This is a genomic window from Thermodesulfobacteriota bacterium (genome assembly GCA_040755095.1).
Lineage (GTDB): Bacteria > Desulfobacterota > Desulfobulbia > Desulfobulbales > JBFMBH01 > JBFMBH01.
Genome location: JBFMBH010000070.1, coordinates 1 through 20,683 on the forward strand (window position 1 = coordinate 1; position 20,683 = coordinate 20,683).

Genomic DNA, 20,683 nt, shown 5'->3' on the forward strand with positions numbered 1-20,683 from the left:
CGACCTCGCCAGGTTCGGCAAGTGGGCACAAGCCGAGCTCCAGCGCCTCTGCCATATGGCCCACGACCCGCCCACCAAGGGAGAGTGGAGCGCCTTCTATGCCAGGCTCTTGCGCCTGATCGCCCTCCCCGTGACGGCACGCGAAGTTGCTGTCCACACTCTCACCTTCGCCTGCAGTGGCTGCCGGCGACAACCATAATGGCTTTCGGCCTTGCGGCCGGGGCGACGCCAGAGGAAAAACCAGGGTCCAAACGCCAAGGGCAGCACGCTATCGTTCCGAGCGTCTGCGAGACCAATGGTCGCCGGTGCCAAGGAGCCCATTCGCCGCGCACGCCTGCCGGACGGCGCCCGTGTCCTCAGACGGGAAGCGGCCGGCTCTCGGCTGCCGCCCCCCGTCTGCGGCCATTCGTGGACGCTTGTAATCCGGAAACCAGCGTGGTAAGAACTCGTCTTAGCTTTTGCCCGCCGACGGATCCATCCGATCCTGTTCCATATGCTCTGCCAGCTGACGAGGGAGTTCCTCTGTGACGGTTACGCCGCTCTTCTTGTCCGGCAACGAGGCCCTGGCCCTGGGCGCCCATGAGGCCGGGGTCCGGGTTGCTTCCGCCTACCCGGGCACCCCCTCCACCGAGATATTGGAAAACCTGGCCTGCTACCCGGGGGTATACACCGAATGGGCGCCCAACGAGAAGGTCGCCCTGGAGGTGGCCCTGGGCGCCGCCGTGGCCGGGGTGCGCGCCCTGGCCACCATGAAGCACGTCGGGCTCAACGTGGCCGCCGACCCCCTGTTCACCGCTGCCTACACCGGCGGCCGCGCGGGGCTGGTGGTGGTGGTAGCCGACGATCCGGAGATGCACAGCTCCCAGAATGAACAGGACAGCCGCAACTACGCTCTGGCGGCGAAGGTCCCCATGCTGGAGCCCAGCGATCCGGCCGAGGCCAAGGAATTTCTCAAGACCGCCTTCGCCATCGCCGAGGAGTTTGACACCCCGGTCCTGGTCCGCAGCTCCACTCGCATTGCCCATGTCAAGGGGCTGGTGACACCGGCTCCTGCACCAGCCCCGCCGGCAGTCTCCCCCGGCCTGGAAAGACGACCGGACAAGTATGTCATGCTGCCGATCCACGCCCGGACCCGCCGTCTGGAGCTGGAGCGCCGCATGGCCTCGCTGAAGCAATTCGCGGAGGCCTTTCTGGAGAACCGGATCGAGTGGGGAGACCGGCGGCTTGGCTTCATCACCTCCGGGGTCAGCTACCTCTATGTCAAGGAGGCCTTTCCCGAGGCCTCGGTCCTCAAGCTCGGTCTGGTCCACCCCCTGCCGGAAAGCCTGATCGGTGCCTTCGCCGCCGAGGTGGAGCGGCTGGTCGTGGTGGAGGAGCTGGATCCCATTCTCGAGACCCAGATCCGAGCCATGGGCATCCGGGCTGCCGGCAAGGAGATCATCCCGGCCCGGGGCGAGCTGGCGCCGCAGATCGTGCGGGTGGCGGTCACCGGCACCCCGATCCGGCCACCGTTCGAGCCCCTGGCCCTGCCGCCGCGCCCCCCCAACATGTGTCCCGGCTGTCCGCACCGGGGGGTGTTCTACGCCTTGTCCCGACTCAAGCTGTTCGTGTCCGGGGATATCGGCTGCTACACCCTCGGCGCCCTGCCGCCCCTGGCGGCCATGGACAGCTGCGTCTGCATGGGAGCCAGCATCAGCATGGCCCATGGCATGGACAAGGCTTTGGGCGACGAGGCCCTGGGCAAGGTGGTGGCGGTGATCGGCGACTCCACCTTCCTCCATTCCGGCATCACTGGTCTTCTCGATATCGTCTACAACAAGGGCTGTTCGACAGTGATCATCCTGGACAACCGGATCACAGCCATGACCGGCCACCAGGCCAACCCGGCCTCGGGCCGCACCTTGGCGGGGGACGAGGCACCGGCCGTGGACCTCGAGGCCCTGTGCCGGGCCATCGGCGTGCCGCATGTGGTGACGGTGGATCCCCACGACCACCGCCGGGCCATGGCCGTGATCCAGGAAGAGGTGGCACGGCCGGCACCGTCGGTGATTATCGCCCGGGCCCCCTGCGCGCTGCTGCCCGAGGTGCGGCGGCAGCGCAAGCCGGCCTTCCGGGTCGATGTGGAGCGCTGCCAGGGCTGCCGCCTCTGTCTGGGCCTGGGCTGCCCGGCCATCAGCTGGCAGGCCCTTACCCCGGACGAGGCCACGGCCCTGGGCCTCCGGGAGAAACAGCCCGGTCATTCCCGGATCAGCGCCATCCGCTGTGCCGGCTGCGGCCAGTGCCAGGTGATCTGCCAGTTCGAGGCCATCGAGCTGGCCACCGCCGAGCAGTCCTGAGGCGTGGGCCTGGCACCACACCGCCATCGACCAGGAGCGCGCAACCATCCCGCCCTTCCACTTGAGACCCTGGCATGAGCACCCCGCCCTCCTCTGACGACCGCCCGGCCTCGCAGGTGACCAACCTCCTCTTCTGCGGCGTCGGCGGCCAAGGCATCCTTTTGGCCAGCGAGATCACCGCCCATGCCCTGATCCGCCAAGGGCTGTCGGTAAAGAAAAGCGAGGTGCACGGCATGGCCCAGCGGGGAGGGTCGGTGGTGGCGCACCTGCGCTTCGGCGCCTTGGTCTATTCCCCGCTCATCGAGCCCGGCACAGCGGATCTTCTGGTGGCCTTCGAGAAGCTGGAGGCGGTGCGCTACCTGCCCTATCTGCACCCGGCCAGCCGGGTGATCGCCAACAGCCAGGAGATCCCGCCGCCGGTGGTGGCTACCGGCAAGGCCCTCTATCCCCACGCCATTCTGGACGAGCTGCGGCAGAGGCACGTCTCGGTGGTGGAGCTGGACGCGGAGCTCCTGGCCCGGCAGGCCGGCGAGCCCCGCACCGTCAACATGGTCCTGGTGGGCGCCCTGGCCGTCTTCCTGCCAGTGCCGGTGGCCACCTTTCGCGCCGTCATCGAAGAACGCGTCCCGGAACGGTTCCGGACGGCGAATCAGCTGGCCTTCGACCTGGGCCGCGCCGCTGTTTCCCAGCAGTGAGGACATGCCATGATCTGGAACGAGGAATACGAGACCATGCCCCGGGAGGCCCTGCGGGCGATCCAGCTCAAGAGGCTGCGGGCCACGGTGGAGCGGGTGGCGGTGACCGTGCCCTACTACCGGGACCGGATGGCCGAGGCCGGGGTGCGGCCGGAGGATATCAGGAGCCTTGACGATCTGACCCTGCTGCCCTTCCTGACCAAGGAGGATCTGCGGGCCAACTACCCCTTTGGCCTCTTCACGGTGCCCCTGGAGCAGGTGGTGCGGCTGCATGCCTCTTCCGGCACCACCGGCAAGCCCACGGTGGTGGGCTACACCCGGCGGGACATCGGCACCTGGGCCGAGGTCATGGCCCGGACCCTCTCGGCGGCGGGGGTGCATGCCGGCGATGTGGTCCACAACGCCTATGGCTACGGGCTCTTCACCGGTGGCCTCGGCTTCCACTACGGCGCCGAGAACCTGGGCGCCACGGTGATCCCGATTTCCGGCGGCAACAGCAAGCGCCAGATCATGCTCATGCAGGATTTCGGCTCCACCGTGCTGTGCAGCACCCCGTCCTATGCCCTCAACCTAGCCGAGATCATGACCGAGATGGGGGTAGCCCCCTCGACCCTGTTCCTGCGGGTGGGTATTTTCGGGGCCGAGCCCTGGAGCCAGGGCATGCGGGAGGAGATCGAAAGGAAGCTGGGGCTCACGGCCATCGACATCTACGGTCTGTCCGAGATCATCGGCCCGGGGGTGGCGGTGGAGTGTGCCGAGGCCAAATGCGGCCTGCACATTTTCGAGGATCATTTCCTGCCGGAGATCATCGATCCGGCCACCGGTCAGATCCTGCCACCGGGAAGCGCCGGCGAGCTGGTCTTCACCACCCTCACCAAGGAGGCCTTCCCGGTCATCCGCTACCGCACCAAGGACCTCACCCGCCTCCACTACGAGCCGTGCCCCTGCGGCCGCACCCTGGTGCGCATGGACAAGGTCACCGGCCGTACCGACGACATGCTCATCATCCGGGGGGTCAATGTCTTCCCCTCCCAGGTGGAGCACGTCCTCATGAGCATCGAGGAGGTGGAGCCCCATTACCAGATCATCGTTGACCGGGAAGGGGCTCTGGACACCATGGAGGTGCAGGTGGAGGTGGGCGAGGCCATCTTCTCGGACGAGATCAAAGGCCTGGAGCGCCTGACCAAAAGGATCGAAGGCGAGATCAAGGATCTTCTGGGCATCACCTGCCGGGTCAAGCTGGTGGAGCCCAAAAGCATCGCCCGCAGCGAGGGCAAGGCGAAAAGGGTCATCGACCGCCGCACAATCTAGGGGGTGCGCCCATGAAGGTGGAACAGATCGCTGTCTTCCTGGAGAACAAATCCGGCCGGCTTGCTGAGGTAACGGCGGTGCTGGCCGCCGCCGGCATCAACATCCGAGCCCTGTCTCTGGCCGACACCGCCGACTTCGGCATCCTGCGCCTCATCGTGGACCGGACCGAGGAGGCCAAGGAAACCTTGCGGCGGGAGGGCTTCACGGTGGGGAAGACCGAGGTGGTGGCGGTGGAGGTGGCCGATCGGCCAGGAGGCCTCGCCCATATCCTGGCGCTCATGGATGAGGCCGGCATCAACGTCGAGTACATGTACGCCTTCGTCCAAAAAAGCGGCGAGCACGCCATCCTCATCTTCCGCTTCGACAACATCGATGCCGCCATCGCCGGTCTCACCCGGGGCGGCGTGCGCATCCTCAGCGGGGAAGAGGTTCACGCCATCTGAAGACGACCCGCAGGGGGTCGTTGTCCAAGCGCCACTCGAACGAAAGGGAGGAGACAACGATGAAGGGTTTGTGGATCCGGACGCTGGCCGCAACAGCCGCCCTGTGGACCGTCATGGGCATCCTGACCGCCCCGCTGGCCCAGGCCGACACCCTCAAGGTGGGCGCCATCCTGGCCGTCACCGGCCCGGCCTCGTTCCTGGGCGGTCCCGAGGCCCGCACCATGGAGATGCTGGTGGAGAAGATCAATGCCAGCGGCGGGGTGGGTGGCCATCAGCTCCAGCTCGTGATCAAGGATTCCGGGGCCGACGCCGAAAAGGCGGTCTCCTTCGCCAAGCAGCTTATCGAAGAGGAGAAGGTCTTCGCCATCCTCGGACCCTCCACCAGCGGTGAGACCCTGAAGATCAAGGGCATCTGCGAGGAGGCGAAGATGCTCCTCATCTCCTGCGCCGCTGCTGAGCTCATCGTCAACCCGGTGGCCCGCTACGTCTTCAAGACCCCCCAGAACGACTCCGACGCCATCAAGCACATCTTCACCACCATGCAGAAGATGGGCATCAGCCGAATCGCCTTCCTCTCCTCCAACACCGGCTTCGGCAAGGCCGGGGCGGCCCAGCTCAAGAAGATCGCTCCGGATTTCGGCATCCAGATCCTTCTGGAGGAGGTCTATGACTCCAAGGCCACGGACCTGACCCCCGTGGTGACCAAGGTCGCTGCCAACCCCGAGGTCCAGGCCGTGGTGAACTGGTCCATCGAGCCGGCCCAGGCCATCCTGGCCAAGAACATCGCCCAGGCCAACCTCAAGCTGCCCCTCTTCCAGAGCCACGGCTTCGGGAACATCGAGTACGTCAAGGCTGCCGGCGCCGCCGCCGAAGGCATCATCTTCCCGGCGGGCCTCCTTCTGGTCGCCGATCAACTGCCGGAGGGCCATCCCCAGAAGGCGCTCCTGCTCCAATACAAGAAGGATTATGAGACCAAGTACCCGGGCGAGCTGGCTTCCACCTTCGGCGGCCACGGTTACGACGCCCTGATGCTCCTGGCCGAGGGCATCAAGGCCGGCGGTGCCGACCGGGAGAAGGTCCGGAGTGCCATCGAGGGCATCAAGGGCTTTGCTGGCACCGCCGGGGTCTTCAACTTCTCGCCTTCCGACCACGTGGGTCTGGGCATGGATGCCTTCTCCATGCTGACCGTAAAAGACGGGGCCTTCACCTTTTATGGCAAGTAGACCGCTGCCCATCGTCGGCCCGGGCAGCCAGCGGGCTGCCCGGGCTCCCCGACCAGGCCCATGACCGTCGATCTCGCCATCCAGTATCTCTTTGCCGGCATCACCTACGGCGTCATCTACGCCATCGTCGCCATCGGCTTCAACATCATCTACAACACCACCGGCATCATCAACTTCGCCCAGGGCGAGTTCGTGATGCTGGGGGGCATGATCGCCATCTCCCTGCACCAGATTCTGCCCCTGCCCGTCTCCATCCTGCTGGCCACCATCGCCACCATGCTGGCCGGCGGCCTCATCGAGATGCTCTTCATCCGCTGGCTGCACCGGCCCAGCGTGCTGCGCATGATCGTCATCACCATCGGCCTGTCCATCATGCTCCGGGAGCTGGCCCTGCATGTGTGGGGGGAGAAGGTGCGGGCCCTGCCCTACTTCACCGGCAACGAGGTGTCGACGGTTCGGATCCTGGGCTCCAACGTCTCGCCCCAGGTGCTGTGGGTGATCGGGGTCTGCTCGGTGATGGTGGCGGCCCTGAGCCTCTTCTTCCGGCTCACTCCGGTGGGACGCCAGATGCGGGCCTGCGCCGCCAATCGCCTGGCTGCCACCCTGTGCGGCATCAACACCCGCAATCTGGTCACCCTGTCCTTCATGCTGTCGGCTGGCATCGGCGCCCTGGCCGGCTGTGTGGTTTCACCCATCACCTATCTGCGCTACGACTCCGGACCGACCCTGGCCATCAAAGGCTTCACGGTGGCCATCCTGGGCGGTCTGGGCAGCTCGGTGGCCGCGGTGGTGGCCGGGCTGCTCCTGGGCATCATGGAGGCCTTTTCCGTCGCGGTGCTGCCGGTGGCCTACCAGGATGTGCTGGCCTTGACCCTGCTGCTGGCCATCCTCGTCTTCCGCCCCCATGGCCTCCTGGTCAGCCGGGAGACCGGAGCCCTCAAGGAGTTCTAAGTGGAGACCGCCCGGCGCTATGCCCCACTCCTGGCCCTGGCCCTGGTGGTGGTGGCCGTCCAGGTCCTCACCGCCCGGACCGGCACCGCCTTCTACCTCACCCAGCTGACCATGGCCGGCTACTATGCCCTGGTCATCATCGGCCTGTGCACCCTCATGGGCTATGCAGGCCAGATCTCCCTGGGCCACGCCGGTTTCTTTGCCATCGGCGGCTATCTCGCCGCCGGTCTCACCACCCACAATCTGATCGCTTTCCAGGGGCACGCCGTGCTGCAGCTCCTGGGTCGCTGGGGGCTTCTGGTGGCGAGCGAGGACATGTTCGGCGACAAATTTCTGACCGTCCACCCGTGGGCCGCCTGCGTCACCGCCGTCCTGACCGCGGCCCTGGTGGCCCTGGTCATCGGCCTGCCGGTTCTGAAGCTCAAAGGGCATTACCTGGCCATGGCCACCCTGGGCTTCGGCACGATCATCTACCGCGTCGTCCTGGCCACCGCCTACTTCGGCCAGGCGGACGGCATCTCCGAGGTGCCCGGCTTCACCCTGCTGCCCGGCATCACGGTGAGCGGCAGCCTGGACGCCAGGGTCACCAACTACTACATCGCCTGGGGCCTGATCCTTTTCGGAATGCTGCTGCTCGTGAACCTGGTCCACTCCCGGGTCGGCCGCAGCCTGCGGGCCATCCATGCCAGCGAGGAGGCGGCGGCAGCCTCGGGCGTCAACGTCGCCGGCGCCAAGCTGGGGGTGTTCGTGCTCTCGGCGGTCTTCGCCGCCCTGGCCGGGGTCTTCCTGACCCATTACAACGGCGGCATTGGCCCCTCTGAGGCCGGGGTGATGAAATCGGTGCGCTACGTGGCCATCGTCGCGGCCGGCGGCATGGCCAACCTGTGGGGCGCCCTGGTGACCGGCGCCGTCCTCAACTTCCTGTCCATGCGCGGCCTTTTCGGATCGTACGATGACGCCGTCTTTGGCGCGGTGCTGATCGCTATCATGCTCTTTGCTCCCCAGGGTCTGCTGCGGCTGCCGGTCGGCCGCCTCTTCCGGCGTGCCCGGGGAAGCAGCAGCGAGGTGGCCTGATGGCACTCCTGACCGTGACCGGACTCAGCCACTCCTTCGGCGGCCTCAAGGCGGTGGACGACGTCAGCTTCGACGTCCTGGCCGGCCAGATCAAGGCGGTAATCGGGCCCAACGGTGCCGGCAAGACCACCCTCTTCAATTTGATCTCCGGTCACCTGCCCGTGGAGCGGGGCAGCCTGGTCTTCGACGGCCGCCGGTACCAGCGCTTCAAAGCCCACCAGATCGCCCGCCGGGGCCTGGCCCGTACCTTCCAGAACATCAAGCTGTTCGCCGGCATGACCGCCTGCGAGAACGTAATGGTCGGCTGCCATGCCCGGAGCCAAGCCGGCTTTCTGGCCGGCCTGGTCAACGCCCCCTGGACCTGGCCGGAGGAGCGACGCATCCGGCGGCGCGCCGAGGGGCTCCTGGAGCTGTTCGGCCTGGCGAGGATGGCCGATACCGAGGCCACCGGCCTGTCCTTCGGCCAACAGCGCAGCATCGAGCTGGCCCGCGCCCTGGCCGCCGAGCCTCGGCTTTTGCTCCTGGACGAGCCAGCGGCCGGGCTCAACATGTACGAAACCGCCGAGATCGGCCGGCTCATCCAGCGCATCCGGGATCAGGGGGTCACTGTGCTTCTGGTGGAGCACGACATGTCTCTGGTCATGAATATATCCGATGCGATTGTGGTCCTGTCCTTCGGCCAGAAGATCGCCGAGGGCGGCCCGGCCGCTATCCAGGCCAACCCCGAAGTCATCAGGATCTATCTCGGAGAGGATGATGCTCAGGGTTCGTAACCTGGAAGCCGGCTACGGCAAGCTGCGGGTGCTGCGCCGCATCTCCATGCACGTTTCCCCGGGGGAGATCGTCGCCATCATCGGCGCCAACGGGGCGGGCAAGACCACCCTGCTGGCGACAATCGCTGGCGTTCTCCGGCCCACCGCCGGCGAGATCCGGTTCCGGGACCGGGACCTCTGCCGGGTCCCACCGGAGCGGCTGGTCGCCTTGGGTTGTGCGCTGGTTCCCGAGGGCCGCCAAGTCTTCGCGCCGCTCACCGTCAGGGACAACCTGCTCCTGGGAGGCACAGTTCTGGCCCGCCGGGACCGGCCGGCCGTGGCCGAGGAGCTGGACCAGGTCTACAGGCTCTTTCCCATCCTGGCCGAGCGCCGGGACCAGCCGGCTGGCACCCTGTCCGGCGGCGAGCAGCAGATGCTGGCCATGGGTCGCGCCCTCATGAGTCGGCCCCAGCTCGTGATGATGGACGAGCCCTCCACCGGCCTGGCGCCGCTCGTCGTCAGAACGATCTTTGCCATCATCCAGCGGCTGCGGGCGACTGGCAAGACGGTGCTCCTGGTCGAGCAGAACGCCCGCGCCGCCCTGGCCATCGCCGACCGGGGCTACGTCCTGGAGACCGGCAAGATCAGCCTTCAGGGGCCGGCCGCCGAGCTGCTCGCCAACCGCGACGTCCAGCGGGCCTACCTCGGTCATGGCACCGAGGACCCGGAAAACGAATATCGAATATCGAGCAAGGAATGTCCAACCGCGGAAGGGACCGGTTGAACGGATCGGAAACGGCCACGACCGGTCCCTGATTCCCTGGTCGACCTTCTGCGGTCCGTCTTTCACGGTAAGGAGGGGGACATGTACTGGCAGCCGGACGAGGAGTGCATCAGCCGCGAGGACCTGGAGCAGCTGCAGCTGGAGCGCCTGCAGTCGACCCTCTTCCGGGTGGCGCGCAATGTTCCCTTCTATCGCAAGAAGTTCAAGGAAATCGGCCTCGATCCCGACGGTTTCCGGGACCTGTCTGAGCTCAAGAGCCTGCCCTTCACCACCAAGGAGGATCTGCGGGCCAACTACCCCTACGGGCTCTTCGCCGTGCCGCTCCGGGAGGTGGTGCGCATCCACGCCTCCTCCGGAACCACCGGCATGGCCACGGTGGTGGGCTACACCAAGAACGATATCCGACGCTGGGCCGATCTGGTGGCTCGGGTGCTCACCGCCGGGGGCGTCACCGCCGACGATGTGGTGCAGATCGCCTTCGGCTACGGCCTCTTCACCGGCGGCTTCGGCCTCCATTACGGGGCCGAGCGGATCGGCGCCTCGGTCATCCCCATCTCCAGCGGCAACACCCGGCGCCAGATCAAAATCCTCCAGGATTTCAAGGCTACGGCCCTGGTCTGCACCCCCAGCTACGCCCTCCATCTGGCCGATACCCTCCTGGAAATGGGGGTCAATCCCAACGCCCTGTCGCTGCGCGTCGGCCTCTTTGGTGCCGAACCGTGGTCCGAGGCCATGCGCCAGGAGATCCAGAACAAGCTCGCCATCGCTGCCACCGACAACTACGGTCTTTCCGAGGTCATGGGGCCGGGGGTGGCGGGGGAATGCCTGGAGCGCCACGGTCTGCACTTGGCCGAGGACCACTTCCTGGTGGAGATCGTCGATCCCCAGACCTTGCAACCGGTGCCGCCCGGTCATCTGGGAGAGCTGGTCATCACCACCCTCACCAGGGAGGCCTTCCCGGTCATCCGCTACCGGACCAGGGATCTGACCCGCCTCATCCCGGAGCCCTGCCCCTGCGGCCGCACCCTGCGGCGGATGGCGCGGGTCATGGGGCGTACCGACGACATGCTCATCGTCAAAGGGGTCAATGTCTTTCCCTCGCAGATCGAAGCGGTGCTCTTGGAGATCGAAGGCACCGAGCCCCATTATCAGATCCAGGTGGACCGCCGCGGCGCCATGGACGAGGTGACGGTGCTGGTGGAGGTGGCGGAGAACATCTTCTTTGACGAAATGTGGAGGCAGCGACGCCTGGTGGATCTGATCAGGGACCGCCTCGCCACCGAGCTGGGCATCGGGGTGGAGGTGAAGCTGGTGGAAAAGAAGAGCTTGGAGCGCTCCGAGGGCAAGGCAGCCCGGGTGCTTGACCGCCGCATCCTCTGACACCGTCGGTCTCGCCCTCAGGCAGGGGCCGCCAGACCAGGGGGGCCCGGAGGCGTCTTCATCCATGAGCAGCAGACGAATCCTTCTCATTGACGACGATGTCGCCATTTGCGAGGCCGTCCGCTCCATTCTGGTCGGCTCGCCGGCTGGCGATCGTCCGGATGCCCCTGGGCTCGGCTCACTGCTCTCGGAGAGGAAGACCAGGCCAAGCGTGGCCTGGCCAGCGTTTACGCTCGATACGGCCCATCAGGGGCAGGAGGGGCTGGCCCTGGTGCAGAAGGCGGTTGCGGAGGACCAGCCCTACAGCGTCGCCTTCGTCGACGTTCGTATGCCTCCGGGCTGGGATGGTGTGCAGACAGCACGGCGCATCCGGGAAGCCGACCCGGACGTGGAACTGGTGATCGTTACCGCCTATTCCGACCACGCCATGGCCGACATCGTCCGGACCGTGGGCTTCCCCGAGCGGCTGCTCTTCCTGCGCAAACCCTTTGATTCCGACGAGATCACCCAGCTGGCGCTTTCCCTGTCCGAAAAATGGCGGCTGGCCAAAGAGGTCAGAAGGCAGCAGCAGGAGCTGGAGGAGCGGTACCGCGAGAGGCAGGAGGCGGAATCGGTCCTGCGCTCCATCGCCGAGGCAGTGTCCGGTGCCACTGGGGAGAGATTCTTCGGCTCGCTGGCCGCCAGCCTGGCTCAGGCCTTGGGGATGGACTTCGCTGTCGTCGCCAAGTTCGTGGAGTCTGATCCGACGCGGGTCCAGACCGTGGTGGTGTGGGCGGACGGCCGGCTCGGCGACAATTTCGCCTACCAGCTGGCAGGCGCCCCTTGTGGGAAGGTGGTGCAGGAGGGGCTGTGCTGTTATCCGAAGGATGCCTGGAAGCTCTTCCCCCGGGATCCCCTCCTCGCCGATCTGGGTGTGGAGGCCTATATCGGTGTCCGCCTGCACGACTCGGCAGGCGCTGCCCTGGGCCTGGTCGCGGTCATGGACCGGAAGGAGGCGATCGATACCGCCCTTGCCTGCTCAATGCTGCGGATCTTCGGCGCGCGGGCGGCGGCTGAGCTGGAACGGCTTCAGCAGGAGAAGAAGCTGCAGCACGCCGGCAAGCTCGAGTCCGTTGGCCGGTTGGCTGCCGGCATGGCCCACGAGATCAACAATCCGCTCAACAACGCCTCCCTGGCCGTACAAACGGCCCAGCGGAGGCTTGCCGCCGGCTGCCCGGATGATTTCCTGCTCGGGAAGCTGGCCGTCATCGAACGGAATATCGAGAAGGCGTCCGGTATCGTACAGCAGCTGTTGCAGTTCTCCCGCCAGGGCGACCCGAAGTTCCGCCAGCTCGATATCAACGAGGTGGTACGGAACGCTCTGGATCTGGTGGGCTTCGAGCTCAAGGAGATCGAGGTTATCCAGAGTCTGACATCTCCGGCGCCGGTGTTCGGCGACCCGGCTCAGCTCGAGCAGGTCATGGTCAACCTGCTGATCAACGCCGGCGAGGCGATCCGCGGCCGGGGACTGGTTGCCATCACGACCGCCTGCGAAGGAGAGGAGGTCATCGTCCGCATTCGGGACTCCGGGTGCGGCATCCAAGAGGGCAGCGTCGCCAAGGTGTTCGAGCCGTTCTTCACCACCAAGGAAGTGGGCAAGGGCACGGGGCTGGGCCTGGCGATCTGCTACGGCATCATCAACCGGCATGATGGCCAGATTGAAATCGCTAGCGTGCCGGATGAAGGCACAACGGTGACCATCAGGCTACCCGCTGCCCGAGCCGCCATCTAGCCGGCGCCCCTCGGGCCGGCGGCGGCGCGCACTCTGCCGGCCCACAACGCCAACAGGCCCTGGAGCAGCTGCGCTCTCAGGGCCTGTCAGAAACGGGAGCAACGACGGCGCATCGGCCGGGCAGCCGTATCAGGCCTCCCGGAGGGTCACCAGCTCCAGAATGGACATGGCTGCCCCGTCGCCCCGTCGGGTGCCGGTCTGGATAATACGGGTGTAGCCGCCCTGCCGATCGGCAAAGCCGTCCTTGAGCTGATCGAAAAGCTTGGCCACCACCGTCGCGCTACGGAGAAAGGCCAGGGCCTGCCGGCGGGCATGAAGATCGCCGCGTTTGGCCAGGGTCACCATGTGGTCGGCCAGGCGGCGGGCCTCCTTGGCCTTGGGCACCGTGGTCACGATCCGCTCATGCTCGAAGAGGGAGGTCACCATGTTGCGGAGCATCGCCTCGCGGTGCTCGGTGGTCCTGCTCAGTCTTCTGCCATCCTTGCGGTGTCTCATCGCTCCACCTCATCCTCTTCCACAGATGCCTTGGCGGGCGGCTCCGGGGATACCCAACCCTCGACGACCATGCCCAGTCCCAACCCCATCACCTGCAGCAATTCCTTGATCTCATTGAGAGACTTGCGCCCGAAGTTCTTGGTCTTGAGCATCTCGGCCTCGGTTTTCTGCACCAGTTCACCAATGAAATGGATATTGGCGTTCTTCAGGCAGTTGGCCGAGCGCACCGACAACTCCAAATCGTCGACACTCTTGTACAGGTGCTCGTTGATGGGCGCCCGTTCCGCGGTGTCCTGCGGCGGCGTCTCCAGCTCCACGCCGATCTCGTCGAAGTTGAGAAAGATCCGCAGCTGGTCCCTGAGGATCTTGGCGGCAAACGACAAGGCATCCTCCGGACGCACCGAGCCATCGGTCCAGATCTCGATCGTCAGCTTGTCGTAGTCGGTCTGCTGGCCCACCCGGGCCTGGGCGGTGGTGATCTTCACCTTCTTGACCGGCGTGTGCACCGCGTCGATCGGAATGGTGCCCACTGGCAGGTCCTCGATCCGCTGCCGGTCGGAAGGGATGTAGCCCTTGCCCCACTTGACCTCCATCTCGGCCCGGAACGCGCCGTCGCCGGTAATGGTACAAATCTTCTTGTCCGGATTGAGGACCTCCACCGTGCCGTCAGCGATGATATCAGCCGCAGTCACCGGTCCCCGCTCCGCCTTCTCGATACGGATCACCTTGGACTCTGACGTGTTGAGCTTGAGCCGCACCTCCTTGAGGTTGAGGATGACCTCGGTCACATCCTCCAACACCCCAGGAATGGTTGTAAACTCGTGAAAGGCTCCCTCCACCCGCAACGAGGTAATAGCCGCCCCCTGAATGGACGACAGGAGGATGCGGCGCAAGGGGTTGCCGATGGTGGCAGCAAAGCCCCGCTCCAACGGCTGGCAGACGAACTTGCCGTAGTGCTCAGAGTGTGTATCAGCTTCGACCTCCAGGCGCTCGGGCCTGATGAGCTCGGTCCAGTTGCGATAGATGGGGATGATCTCAGCAGCCATAGCAAGTAGTATCCCTCACGACAAAGACTGACGGCCGCCTCCGAAACGGATCGGCCGGATACGAACCGGACGGAGGCCCATGGGGACGCCCAAGGTGCGGGTGGCCCCAGGGCGACCGGTGCCGATTCTCACTTGGAATACAACTCGACGATCAGCTGCTCCTGCATCGGCATCGTCAGCTCTTCCCGGTTGGGTGCCGTCTTGACCACGCCCCGGAATTGGCCTCGGTCCACCTCCAGCCAGGACGGAAGCCCCCTGCGGGCAGCCGCCTCCATGCTGTCGGTGATGGTGGCCACGGTGCGGCTCTTCTCTTTGATTGTGATCACCTCTCCCACCGAGGTCAGGTAGGAGGGGATGTTCACCTTGTGGCCATCCACCTGGATGTGGTTGTGCCGGATGAGCTGCCTGGCCTGACTGCGGGTGCTGGCGAAACCCAGACGAAACACGGTGCTGTCCAGGCGGCGCTCCAGGAGGATAAGCAAATTCTCGCCGGTGATCCCCTTCATCCGGTCCGCCATCTCGAAGTAGCGACGGAACTGACCCTCCAAGAGGCCATAGACACGCCGCACCTTCTGCTTCTCGCGCAGCTGCACGGTATAGTCGGAGACCTTGCGAGTCCTCGCCTGCCCATGCTGCCCCGGCGGATAGGCCCGCCGCTCGAAAGCACATTTGTCACTGTAGCAGCGGTCCCCCTTCAGGAACAGCTTGAGGTTCTCCCGCCTGCACCGCCTGCACACCGCGCCAAGGTATCTGGCCAACGCTCTTTCCTCCTCGGTCAATCCCTGTCGATGCTTCGCTGCTCTTCCTGACCATCACACGCGGCGCCGCTTGGGGGGGCGGCAGCCATTGTGCGGCATCGGGGTCACGTCCCGGATCCGGCTGACCTCAAGGCCGACGGCCTGCAAGGCGCGCAGAGCCGACTCCCGGCCTGGCCCGGGCCCTTTGACCCAGACCTCGATACTGCGCATCCCCTGTTCCATGGCTCGCCGAGCCGCGGTCTGCGCGGCATTCTGTGCGGCAAACGGGGTGCTCTTCCGGGAGCCTTTGAAGCCCAGGCAGCCGGCGCTGCTCCACGCCAGAACATTCCCCTGGCGGTCGGAGATGGTCACGATCGTGTTGTTGAACGTGGAGCACACGTGGGCAATGCCCTCGGGTACGTTCTTCTTTTCCTTCTTCTTGCCTCGCGCGGCTACACTCTTTGGACCTGCCATACTGCCTCCTCCCAGAAAACCTTCCCCCCCTCTGTGCGGGGCTCATCGCCACAGCCGCGCCAGAAGAGCCACGGGACGGCCGTCGATCATGGATCGGATGCTCTACTTCTTCTTCAGGGGCGCGCCCTTCCGGGGGCCCTTGCGGGTGCGGGCATTGGTGTGGGTCCTCTGGCCCCGAACCGGCAGACCCTTGCGGTGGCGCAGTCCGCGGTAGCACCCCAGATCCATCAACCGCTTGATGTCCATGGACACCTCCCGGCGCCGGTCGCCCTCCACCACGAATCCCTCGTCGATGATCTTGCGGATCTTGGCGACATCGCCGTCCGACAGATCGTCGCTGTTGAAGTCGAAGGGCAGCCCGGCCGCATCCAGGATGCGGCGCGCCGACGTCCGACCGATGCCATGGATATAGGTCAAGGCGATCTCCATGGCTTTCTTCTTCGGCAGGTCAACTCCAGCTATGCGTGCCAACGTCGTCCTCCAGACTCCTCTTGGTTACATCCGCGCCGCGTGGCAGCACGGACTCTCCCCGTACCGAGCAGGCGCCGGGCTGTCTATCCCTGGCGCTGCTTGTGCTTCTTGACCTTGCATTCAACGCGCACCACACCTTTGCGCTTGATCACCTTGCAGTCCGCACAGATCCGCTTTACAGAAGCCCGTACCTTCATGATATTCACCCTATCGTTTCTCGGAACGTCCCCCCTTGGCTCGGAAGACTACCCGGCCTCGGGTCAGGTCGTACGGTGACAGCTCAACGGTCACCCGGTCGCCTGGCAAGATCTTGATAAAATGCATGCGCATCTTGCCGGAAATGTGGGCCAGGATCCGATGGCCGTTGTCCAGCTCCACCCGAAACATGGCGTTGGGCAAAGGCTCGACGATGGTCCCTTCAACCTGTATGGCCTCTTCTTTGGGCATACTCCCTCTTCCTCAAGGCCCAACCAGAGGAGCCGGCAGGGTCTCTCCCGCCATCAGACTGAGAACCACCGGCCCGTTCTCGGTGACCGCCACCGAGTGTTCGAAATGTGCAGACGGCATCCGATCGCAGGTCACAGCAGTCCAGCCGTCCGCCAGGACCTCCACCTCATGCGTCCCCATATTCACCATGGGCTCCACAGCCAGTACCATCCCCGGCTGCAGCCGAATACTCCGCTCATGGCCAACGAAATTCGGGACCTCCGGTCCCTCGTGGAGGTTGACACCAATGCCGTGCCCCACGAACTGTCGCACAACTGAAAAACCCCGCGCCTCGACATGCTCCTGCACCGCCCGGGAGATATCCTTCACCCGGTTGCCGGCACGGGCTGCTGCCAAGCCCCTGTAGAGAGCCTCCTGCGTGACCTGCATCAGTGCTCGGCGTCGTCCATCCACAGCGCCAACTGCCACCGTCAAAGCGGCGTCGCCGAACAGGCCCTGATAGCGCACCCCGAAGTCGAAGCTCACCAAGTCACCGTCCCGCAGCAGGACCCTCTTGGACGGTATGCCGTGCACAACCTGTTCGTTGATCGACACACAGAGGCTGGCTGGATACCCATGGTAGCCCTTGAACGCGGGCTGGGCGCCGTGTGCCTGGGCATACTCCTCGGCCCAGGCGTCCAGCTGCCAGGTGCTCACCCCGGGAGTCACGCGCTGGCGGAGCATCATGAGTGCTCCGGCGACGATGCGGTTTGCCTGCCGCATCAGCTCGATCTGCGCCGGCGTCTTGAGAAGAACGGCCTTTGCCATGCCCACCAGTCCCGCTGTCAGCGCAGACGGCTAGCGGCGGCCCTTGATCCTCCCGGTCTTCATGAAGCCTTCGTAGTTGCGCATGATGAGATGGGACTCCATCTGCGACACCGTATCAATGGCCACGCCCACCACGATCAGCAGGGCCGTGCCACCAAAATAGAACGGAACATTGAACCAGCTGATCAGAGACGTGGGCAGCACGCAGATCAGGCTGACATAGAGCGCGCCGATCACCGTGAGACGGGTCAACACCCGGTCCAAAAACTCGGCTGTGCGCTTCCCGGGCCGGATCCCAGGCACGAACCCTCCGTGCTTCTTGAGGTTCTCCGCCACATCCATCGGCTTGAAGGTCACCGCCGTGTAAAAGAAACAAAAGAAGACGATAAAGCCAACGTAGAGCACCGTGTACGGGATCTTGCCCGGCGCCAGCTGCGCCGAAACCTGCCGCACCCATTCCACGTCCACAAAACCGCCGATGGTTGCCGGAAACATGATGATGGAGGAGGCGAAAATCGGCGGAATCACCCCGCTCATATTGATCTTGAGCGGCAGATGCGACGACTGTCCGCCATAGACCCGCCGCCCCACCACCCGCTTGGCGTATTGGATGGGGATACGCCGCTGGGCGGTTTCCATGTAGATAACCGCGGCAACCACCAGCACCATCAGGGCTCCGATGATGGGGAGCATGATAAAAACCAGCTCCCCGGTCTGCCACAAACGGAAGGTGTTGCCCACCGCCGCCGGCATGCGAGCAACAATCCCGGCAAAGATGATCAGGGACATGCCATTGCCAATGCCCCTCTCCGTCATCTGCTCGCCTAGCCACATGATGAAGGCGGTGCCGGAGGTCAGGGTGATCACCGTCATCGCCCGGAACGCCCACCCGGGATCGGCCACAATCACCTCACCGGCAGGGGACTGCATGGACTCGAGGCCGACGCTGATGAACGTGCCCTGGATCACCGACAGGAGCACGGTTCCGTAACGGGTGTATTGGGTGAGCTTCCGGCGACCGGATTCGCCCTCTTTGGACAAGGCCTCCAGCTGGGGCACCACCACCGTCAGCAGCTGGATGATGATGGAGGCACTGATGTACGGCATAATCCCCAGGGAGAAGATGGAAAACCTCTCCAGCGCGCCCCCGGAGAACATGTCGAACATCCCGAACAGCGTGCCCGCCGCCTTGGCAAAGAATGAGGCCAGGGCCTCACTGTTGATGCCCGGGGTGGGTATCTGGACGCCTATCCGGTAGACGGCCAGCATCGACAGCGTGAAGACGATGCGCCGCCGCAGCTCGGGTATGTTGGCGGCGTTCTGAAAGCCACCAAGCATCTATCGGTCCTCGACCTGGCCACCAGCGGCCTCGATGCGCTGCCGGGCACCTTTCGACACCTTGTCCACCGCCAGCACCAAGGCCTTGGTGATCTCGCCGTTGGCCAGCACCTTCACGGGCCGCTGCCCACTGGCCACAATGCCCTGACGAACCAGAAGCTCCCGATCAACCCGGGTGCCGGCCTCAAACACCTCAAGATCTCCCAGGCCCACCAGGGCATACTCGACCTTGAAGGGGTTGTTGAAGCCCCGCTTGGGCAGCCGCCGCTGCAACGGCATCTGTCCACCTTCGAAGCCTGGCCGAATCTTGCCCCCCGAGCGGGCCTTTTGGCCCTTGTGCCCTTTGGTAGCCGTTCCACCGTGACCAGAGCCCTGGCCACGACCGATCCGCTTGCGGTCCTTGCTGGCGCCCTTCTGGGGCGACAGGTTGCTCAGGTTCAGCATGCCTCCATCTCCTCCACCTGCACGAGGTGCAGCACCTTGGCCACCATACCGCGAATCTCGGGAGTGTCCTGGCGCACCACTGTCTTCCGCATCTTGGTCAACCCCAGACCGGTCAGGACCGCCCGCTGTCTCTCGGGCCGTCCAGCCATGCTCTTGACCAGGGTGAGTCGTATGGCCCTTGCCATATCCTGCCCCCATCTCTCGCTGAAGCCTTTGTCAAGCGACCGAACCGCCGGGGCAGCCTCTGGCGACCCCGCCCGTTGCGCCAGCCCGTATAGGGCGTGCCCGCCTCAGCTGCGTATGCTGGCCGCGTCCTTGTTGCGCTGACGAGCGATCTGCTCAGGCGCCCGCAGATCCCGCAGCCCCGCCAGAGTGGCCTTGACCACGTTGTGGGGGTTGTGGGAGCCAAGGCACTTGGTCAGGATGTTGTGCACCCCGGCCGCCTCCAGCACCGCACGTACTGCGCCACCGGCGATCACACCGGTACCCTGCGAGGCCCGCTTCAGCAGCACGCGCCCCGCACCAAACACCCCCACCACGTCGTGAGGGATCGTACCATCGCTCAACGGCACAGGCTGCATATCCTTGCGCGCCTGCTCCAGCCCCTTGCGAATGGCCTCCGGCACCTGATTGGCCTTACCCAATCCATAGCCGACCGAGCCCTGACCATCGCCCACCACCACGATGGCGCTGAAGGAAAAACGGCGGCCGCCCTTGACCACCTTGGCCACCCGATTGATGTACACGATCTTTTCGATGAGGAGGTCTTCACCCTTCCCCGCCTTCTGCTCAACCAAGATGCACCCCCGATCCGTCTGTCCGCGGTCCGCTCAGAACACCAGTCCGCCCTCGCGGGCTCCTTCCGACAAGGCCTTCACCCGCCCATGGTACAGATAGCCGCTCCGGTCGAAAACCACCTTCTCGATGCCCCTCGCCTTGGCCGCCTCAGCCAGGGCCAGTCCAACCTGCCGGGCCCGACCGGTTTTGCCTTCAGCGGCCTGCCCGCGGAGGATCTTGCTGAGGCTGGACATGCTCACCAGGGTATGCCCAGTCTCGTCATTGATGATCTGGGCATAGATATGCTTCAGACTCTTGAAGACCTGAAGCCGAGGTCGCTCCGGAGTGCCGCTGATCTTCTTGCGGATCCGGCTCACCCGGGTCTGGCGGGCGATGATCTTCGGACTTGTCTTGCCCATGACGTCACCCTCTCCTTATTTCTTGCCGCCCTTGCCGCCGGTCTTGCCAACCTTGCGGGCGATGTACTCGGCTTCGTAGCGCACACCCTTGCCCTTGTATGGCTCTGGCCCGCGGACCGCCCGGATGCGGGCTGCAGTCTCCCCCAGAAGCTCCTTGTCCATCGCTTCCAGGGTGATCCCGCTCTTGTCCACCACTGCCTTGACGCCAGCGGGCAGGCTGTAGCTCACTGGCTGCGAGTAGCCCAGGCTGAGGGTGAGGATCGCTCCCGCCGCCTCCGCCTTGTAGCCGACCCCCTCGATGAGAAGCCGGCGTCGAAAGCCTGTGCTCACCCCGACCACCATGTTGTTCACGAGGGTGCGCGCCAATCCCCAGATCGCCCTCCCGCTGCGACCATCATCCCCGGTTTCCAGGCGCACGGCGCCATTGTCCAGAATCACCGAGACTCCGGCCGGCAGCCGCCGCGACAGGCTGCCTTTCGGCCCGGTGACGCTCACCTCCAGCCCCTGC

The 20,683-nt window shown here is 65.2% G+C and carries 26 protein-coding genes; 12 read left to right on the forward strand and 14 right to left on the reverse strand.

Annotated features, from left to right (window positions below; translation table 11 throughout):
- The 12 genes from AB1634_11375 to AB1634_11430 all read left to right on the forward strand — a co-directional run.
- On the forward strand, positions 1-199 hold a 199-nt coding region (locus AB1634_11375), incomplete at its 5' end, for a hypothetical protein (GenBank protein MEW6220116.1).
- A gap of 325 nt (positions 200-524) precedes the next feature.
- Positions 525-2,336 (forward strand): indolepyruvate ferredoxin oxidoreductase subunit alpha, encoded by a 1,812-nt coding sequence (gene iorA / locus AB1634_11380; protein ID MEW6220117.1) that lies wholly within the window; start codon positions 525-527, stop codon positions 2,334-2,336.
- A gap of 74 nt (positions 2,337-2,410) precedes the next feature.
- Positions 2,411-3,031 (forward strand): indolepyruvate oxidoreductase subunit beta, encoded by a 621-nt coding sequence (locus AB1634_11385; protein ID MEW6220118.1) that lies wholly within the window; start codon positions 2,411-2,413, stop codon positions 3,029-3,031.
- 9 nt (positions 3,032-3,040) lie between these two features.
- Complete coding sequence (locus tag AB1634_11390; protein ID MEW6220119.1) at positions 3,041-4,342, forward strand: phenylacetate--CoA ligase; 1,302 nt, start codon at positions 3,041-3,043, stop codon at positions 4,340-4,342.
- Between the two features lie 11 nt (positions 4,343-4,353).
- Positions 4,354-4,785: an ACT domain-containing protein gene (locus tag AB1634_11395; protein MEW6220120.1), complete on the forward strand. Its 432-nt coding sequence runs from the start codon at positions 4,354-4,356 to the stop codon at positions 4,783-4,785.
- Positions 4,786-4,844: 59 nt separating this feature from the next.
- Positions 4,845-6,008 (forward strand): ABC transporter substrate-binding protein, encoded by a 1,164-nt coding sequence (locus AB1634_11400; protein ID MEW6220121.1) that lies wholly within the window; start codon positions 4,845-4,847, stop codon positions 6,006-6,008.
- A gap of 60 nt (positions 6,009-6,068) precedes the next feature.
- Positions 6,069-6,959 carry a branched-chain amino acid ABC transporter permease gene (locus AB1634_11405; GenBank protein MEW6220122.1) on the forward strand — a complete coding sequence of 297 codons (891 nt, stop codon included), beginning with the start codon at positions 6,069-6,071 and terminating at the stop codon, positions 6,957-6,959.
- Positions 6,960-8,033 carry a branched-chain amino acid ABC transporter permease gene (locus AB1634_11410; GenBank protein MEW6220123.1) on the forward strand — a complete coding sequence of 358 codons (1,074 nt, stop codon included), beginning with the start codon at positions 6,960-6,962 and terminating at the stop codon, positions 8,031-8,033.
- The gene (locus AB1634_11415; protein MEW6220124.1) at positions 8,033-8,806 is read left to right on the forward strand and encodes an ABC transporter ATP-binding protein; all 774 of its coding nucleotides are present in this window, start codon (positions 8,033-8,035) and stop codon (positions 8,804-8,806) included. Before AB1634_11410 ends, AB1634_11415 begins: the two co-directional genes overlap by 1 nt.
- Positions 8,790-9,569, forward strand: coding sequence for an ABC transporter ATP-binding protein (locus tag AB1634_11420; GenBank protein MEW6220125.1), 780 nt, complete (start codon positions 8,790-8,792; stop codon positions 9,567-9,569). The genes AB1634_11415 and AB1634_11420 overlap by 17 nt, the downstream gene beginning before the upstream one ends.
- Before the next feature lie 81 nt (positions 9,570-9,650).
- A complete protein-coding gene (locus tag AB1634_11425) occupies positions 9,651-10,949 on the forward strand; it encodes a phenylacetate--CoA ligase (GenBank protein MEW6220126.1) in 1,299 nt (432 codons plus the stop codon).
- Positions 10,950-11,013: 64 nt separating this feature from the next.
- Positions 11,014-12,720, forward strand: coding sequence for an ATP-binding protein (locus AB1634_11430; protein MEW6220127.1), 1,707 nt, complete (start codon positions 11,014-11,016; stop codon positions 12,718-12,720).
- Positions 12,721-12,849: 129 nt separating this feature from the next.
- Here AB1634_11430 and rplQ read toward each other — a convergent pair whose 3' ends face one another.
- From rplQ to rplF, 14 genes are all read right to left on the reverse strand, one after another.
- A complete protein-coding gene (rplQ, locus tag AB1634_11435) occupies positions 12,850-13,215 on the reverse strand; it encodes a 50S ribosomal protein L17 (protein MEW6220128.1) in 366 nt (121 codons plus the stop codon).
- Positions 13,212-14,240 carry a DNA-directed RNA polymerase subunit alpha gene (locus tag AB1634_11440; protein ID MEW6220129.1) on the reverse strand — a complete coding sequence of 343 codons (1,029 nt, stop codon included), beginning with the start codon at positions 14,238-14,240 and terminating at the stop codon, positions 13,212-13,214. The genes rplQ and AB1634_11440 overlap by 4 nt, the downstream gene beginning before the upstream one ends.
- A 149-nt stretch (positions 14,241-14,389) precedes the next feature.
- Positions 14,390-15,019, reverse strand: a complete 630-nt coding sequence (gene rpsD / locus AB1634_11445) for a 30S ribosomal protein S4 (protein ID MEW6220130.1) — start codon at positions 15,017-15,019, stop codon at positions 14,390-14,392.
- Positions 15,020-15,073: 54 nt separating this feature from the next.
- Entirely contained in the window at positions 15,074-15,472 is a 399-nt protein-coding gene (rpsK, locus tag AB1634_11450; protein MEW6220131.1) for a 30S ribosomal protein S11, read from the reverse strand.
- A 102-nt stretch (positions 15,473-15,574) separates the two neighbouring features.
- Positions 15,575-15,943: a 30S ribosomal protein S13 gene (rpsM, locus tag AB1634_11455; GenBank protein ID MEW6220132.1), complete on the reverse strand. Its 369-nt coding sequence runs from the start codon at positions 15,941-15,943 to the stop codon at positions 15,575-15,577.
- 83 nt (positions 15,944-16,026) lie between these two features.
- A complete protein-coding gene (rpmJ, locus tag AB1634_11460; protein MEW6220133.1) occupies positions 16,027-16,140 on the reverse strand; it encodes a 50S ribosomal protein L36 in 114 nt (37 codons plus the stop codon).
- A 10-nt stretch (positions 16,141-16,150) separates the two neighbouring features.
- A complete protein-coding gene (infA, locus tag AB1634_11465; protein MEW6220134.1) occupies positions 16,151-16,390 on the reverse strand; it encodes a translation initiation factor IF-1 in 240 nt (79 codons plus the stop codon).
- 12 nt (positions 16,391-16,402) lie between these two features.
- Positions 16,403-17,197 carry a type I methionyl aminopeptidase gene (gene map / locus AB1634_11470; GenBank protein MEW6220135.1) on the reverse strand — a complete coding sequence of 265 codons (795 nt, stop codon included), beginning with the start codon at positions 17,195-17,197 and terminating at the stop codon, positions 16,403-16,405.
- Between the two features lie 30 nt (positions 17,198-17,227).
- Entirely contained in the window at positions 17,228-18,535 is a 1,308-nt protein-coding gene (gene secY, locus AB1634_11475) for a preprotein translocase subunit SecY (GenBank protein MEW6220136.1), read from the reverse strand.
- The gene (gene rplO / locus AB1634_11480; GenBank protein ID MEW6220137.1) at positions 18,536-18,976 is read right to left on the reverse strand and encodes a 50S ribosomal protein L15; all 441 of its coding nucleotides are present in this window, start codon (positions 18,974-18,976) and stop codon (positions 18,536-18,538) included.
- Positions 18,973-19,164 carry a 50S ribosomal protein L30 gene (gene rpmD / locus AB1634_11485; protein MEW6220138.1) on the reverse strand — a complete coding sequence of 64 codons (192 nt, stop codon included), beginning with the start codon at positions 19,162-19,164 and terminating at the stop codon, positions 18,973-18,975. The genes rplO and rpmD overlap by 4 nt, the downstream gene beginning before the upstream one ends.
- A 105-nt stretch (positions 19,165-19,269) precedes the next feature.
- A complete protein-coding gene (gene rpsE, locus AB1634_11490) occupies positions 19,270-19,776 on the reverse strand; it encodes a 30S ribosomal protein S5 (GenBank protein MEW6220139.1) in 507 nt (168 codons plus the stop codon).
- Between the two features lie 33 nt (positions 19,777-19,809).
- On the reverse strand, positions 19,810-20,175 hold the full coding sequence (gene rplR / locus AB1634_11495; GenBank protein ID MEW6220140.1) for a 50S ribosomal protein L18: 366 nt from the start codon (positions 20,173-20,175) through the stop codon (positions 19,810-19,812).
- 15 nt (positions 20,176-20,190) lie between these two features.
- Positions 20,191-20,683: 50S ribosomal protein L6 (gene rplF / locus AB1634_11500; GenBank protein MEW6220141.1), on the reverse strand; the 493-nt coding region annotated here is incomplete at its 5' end.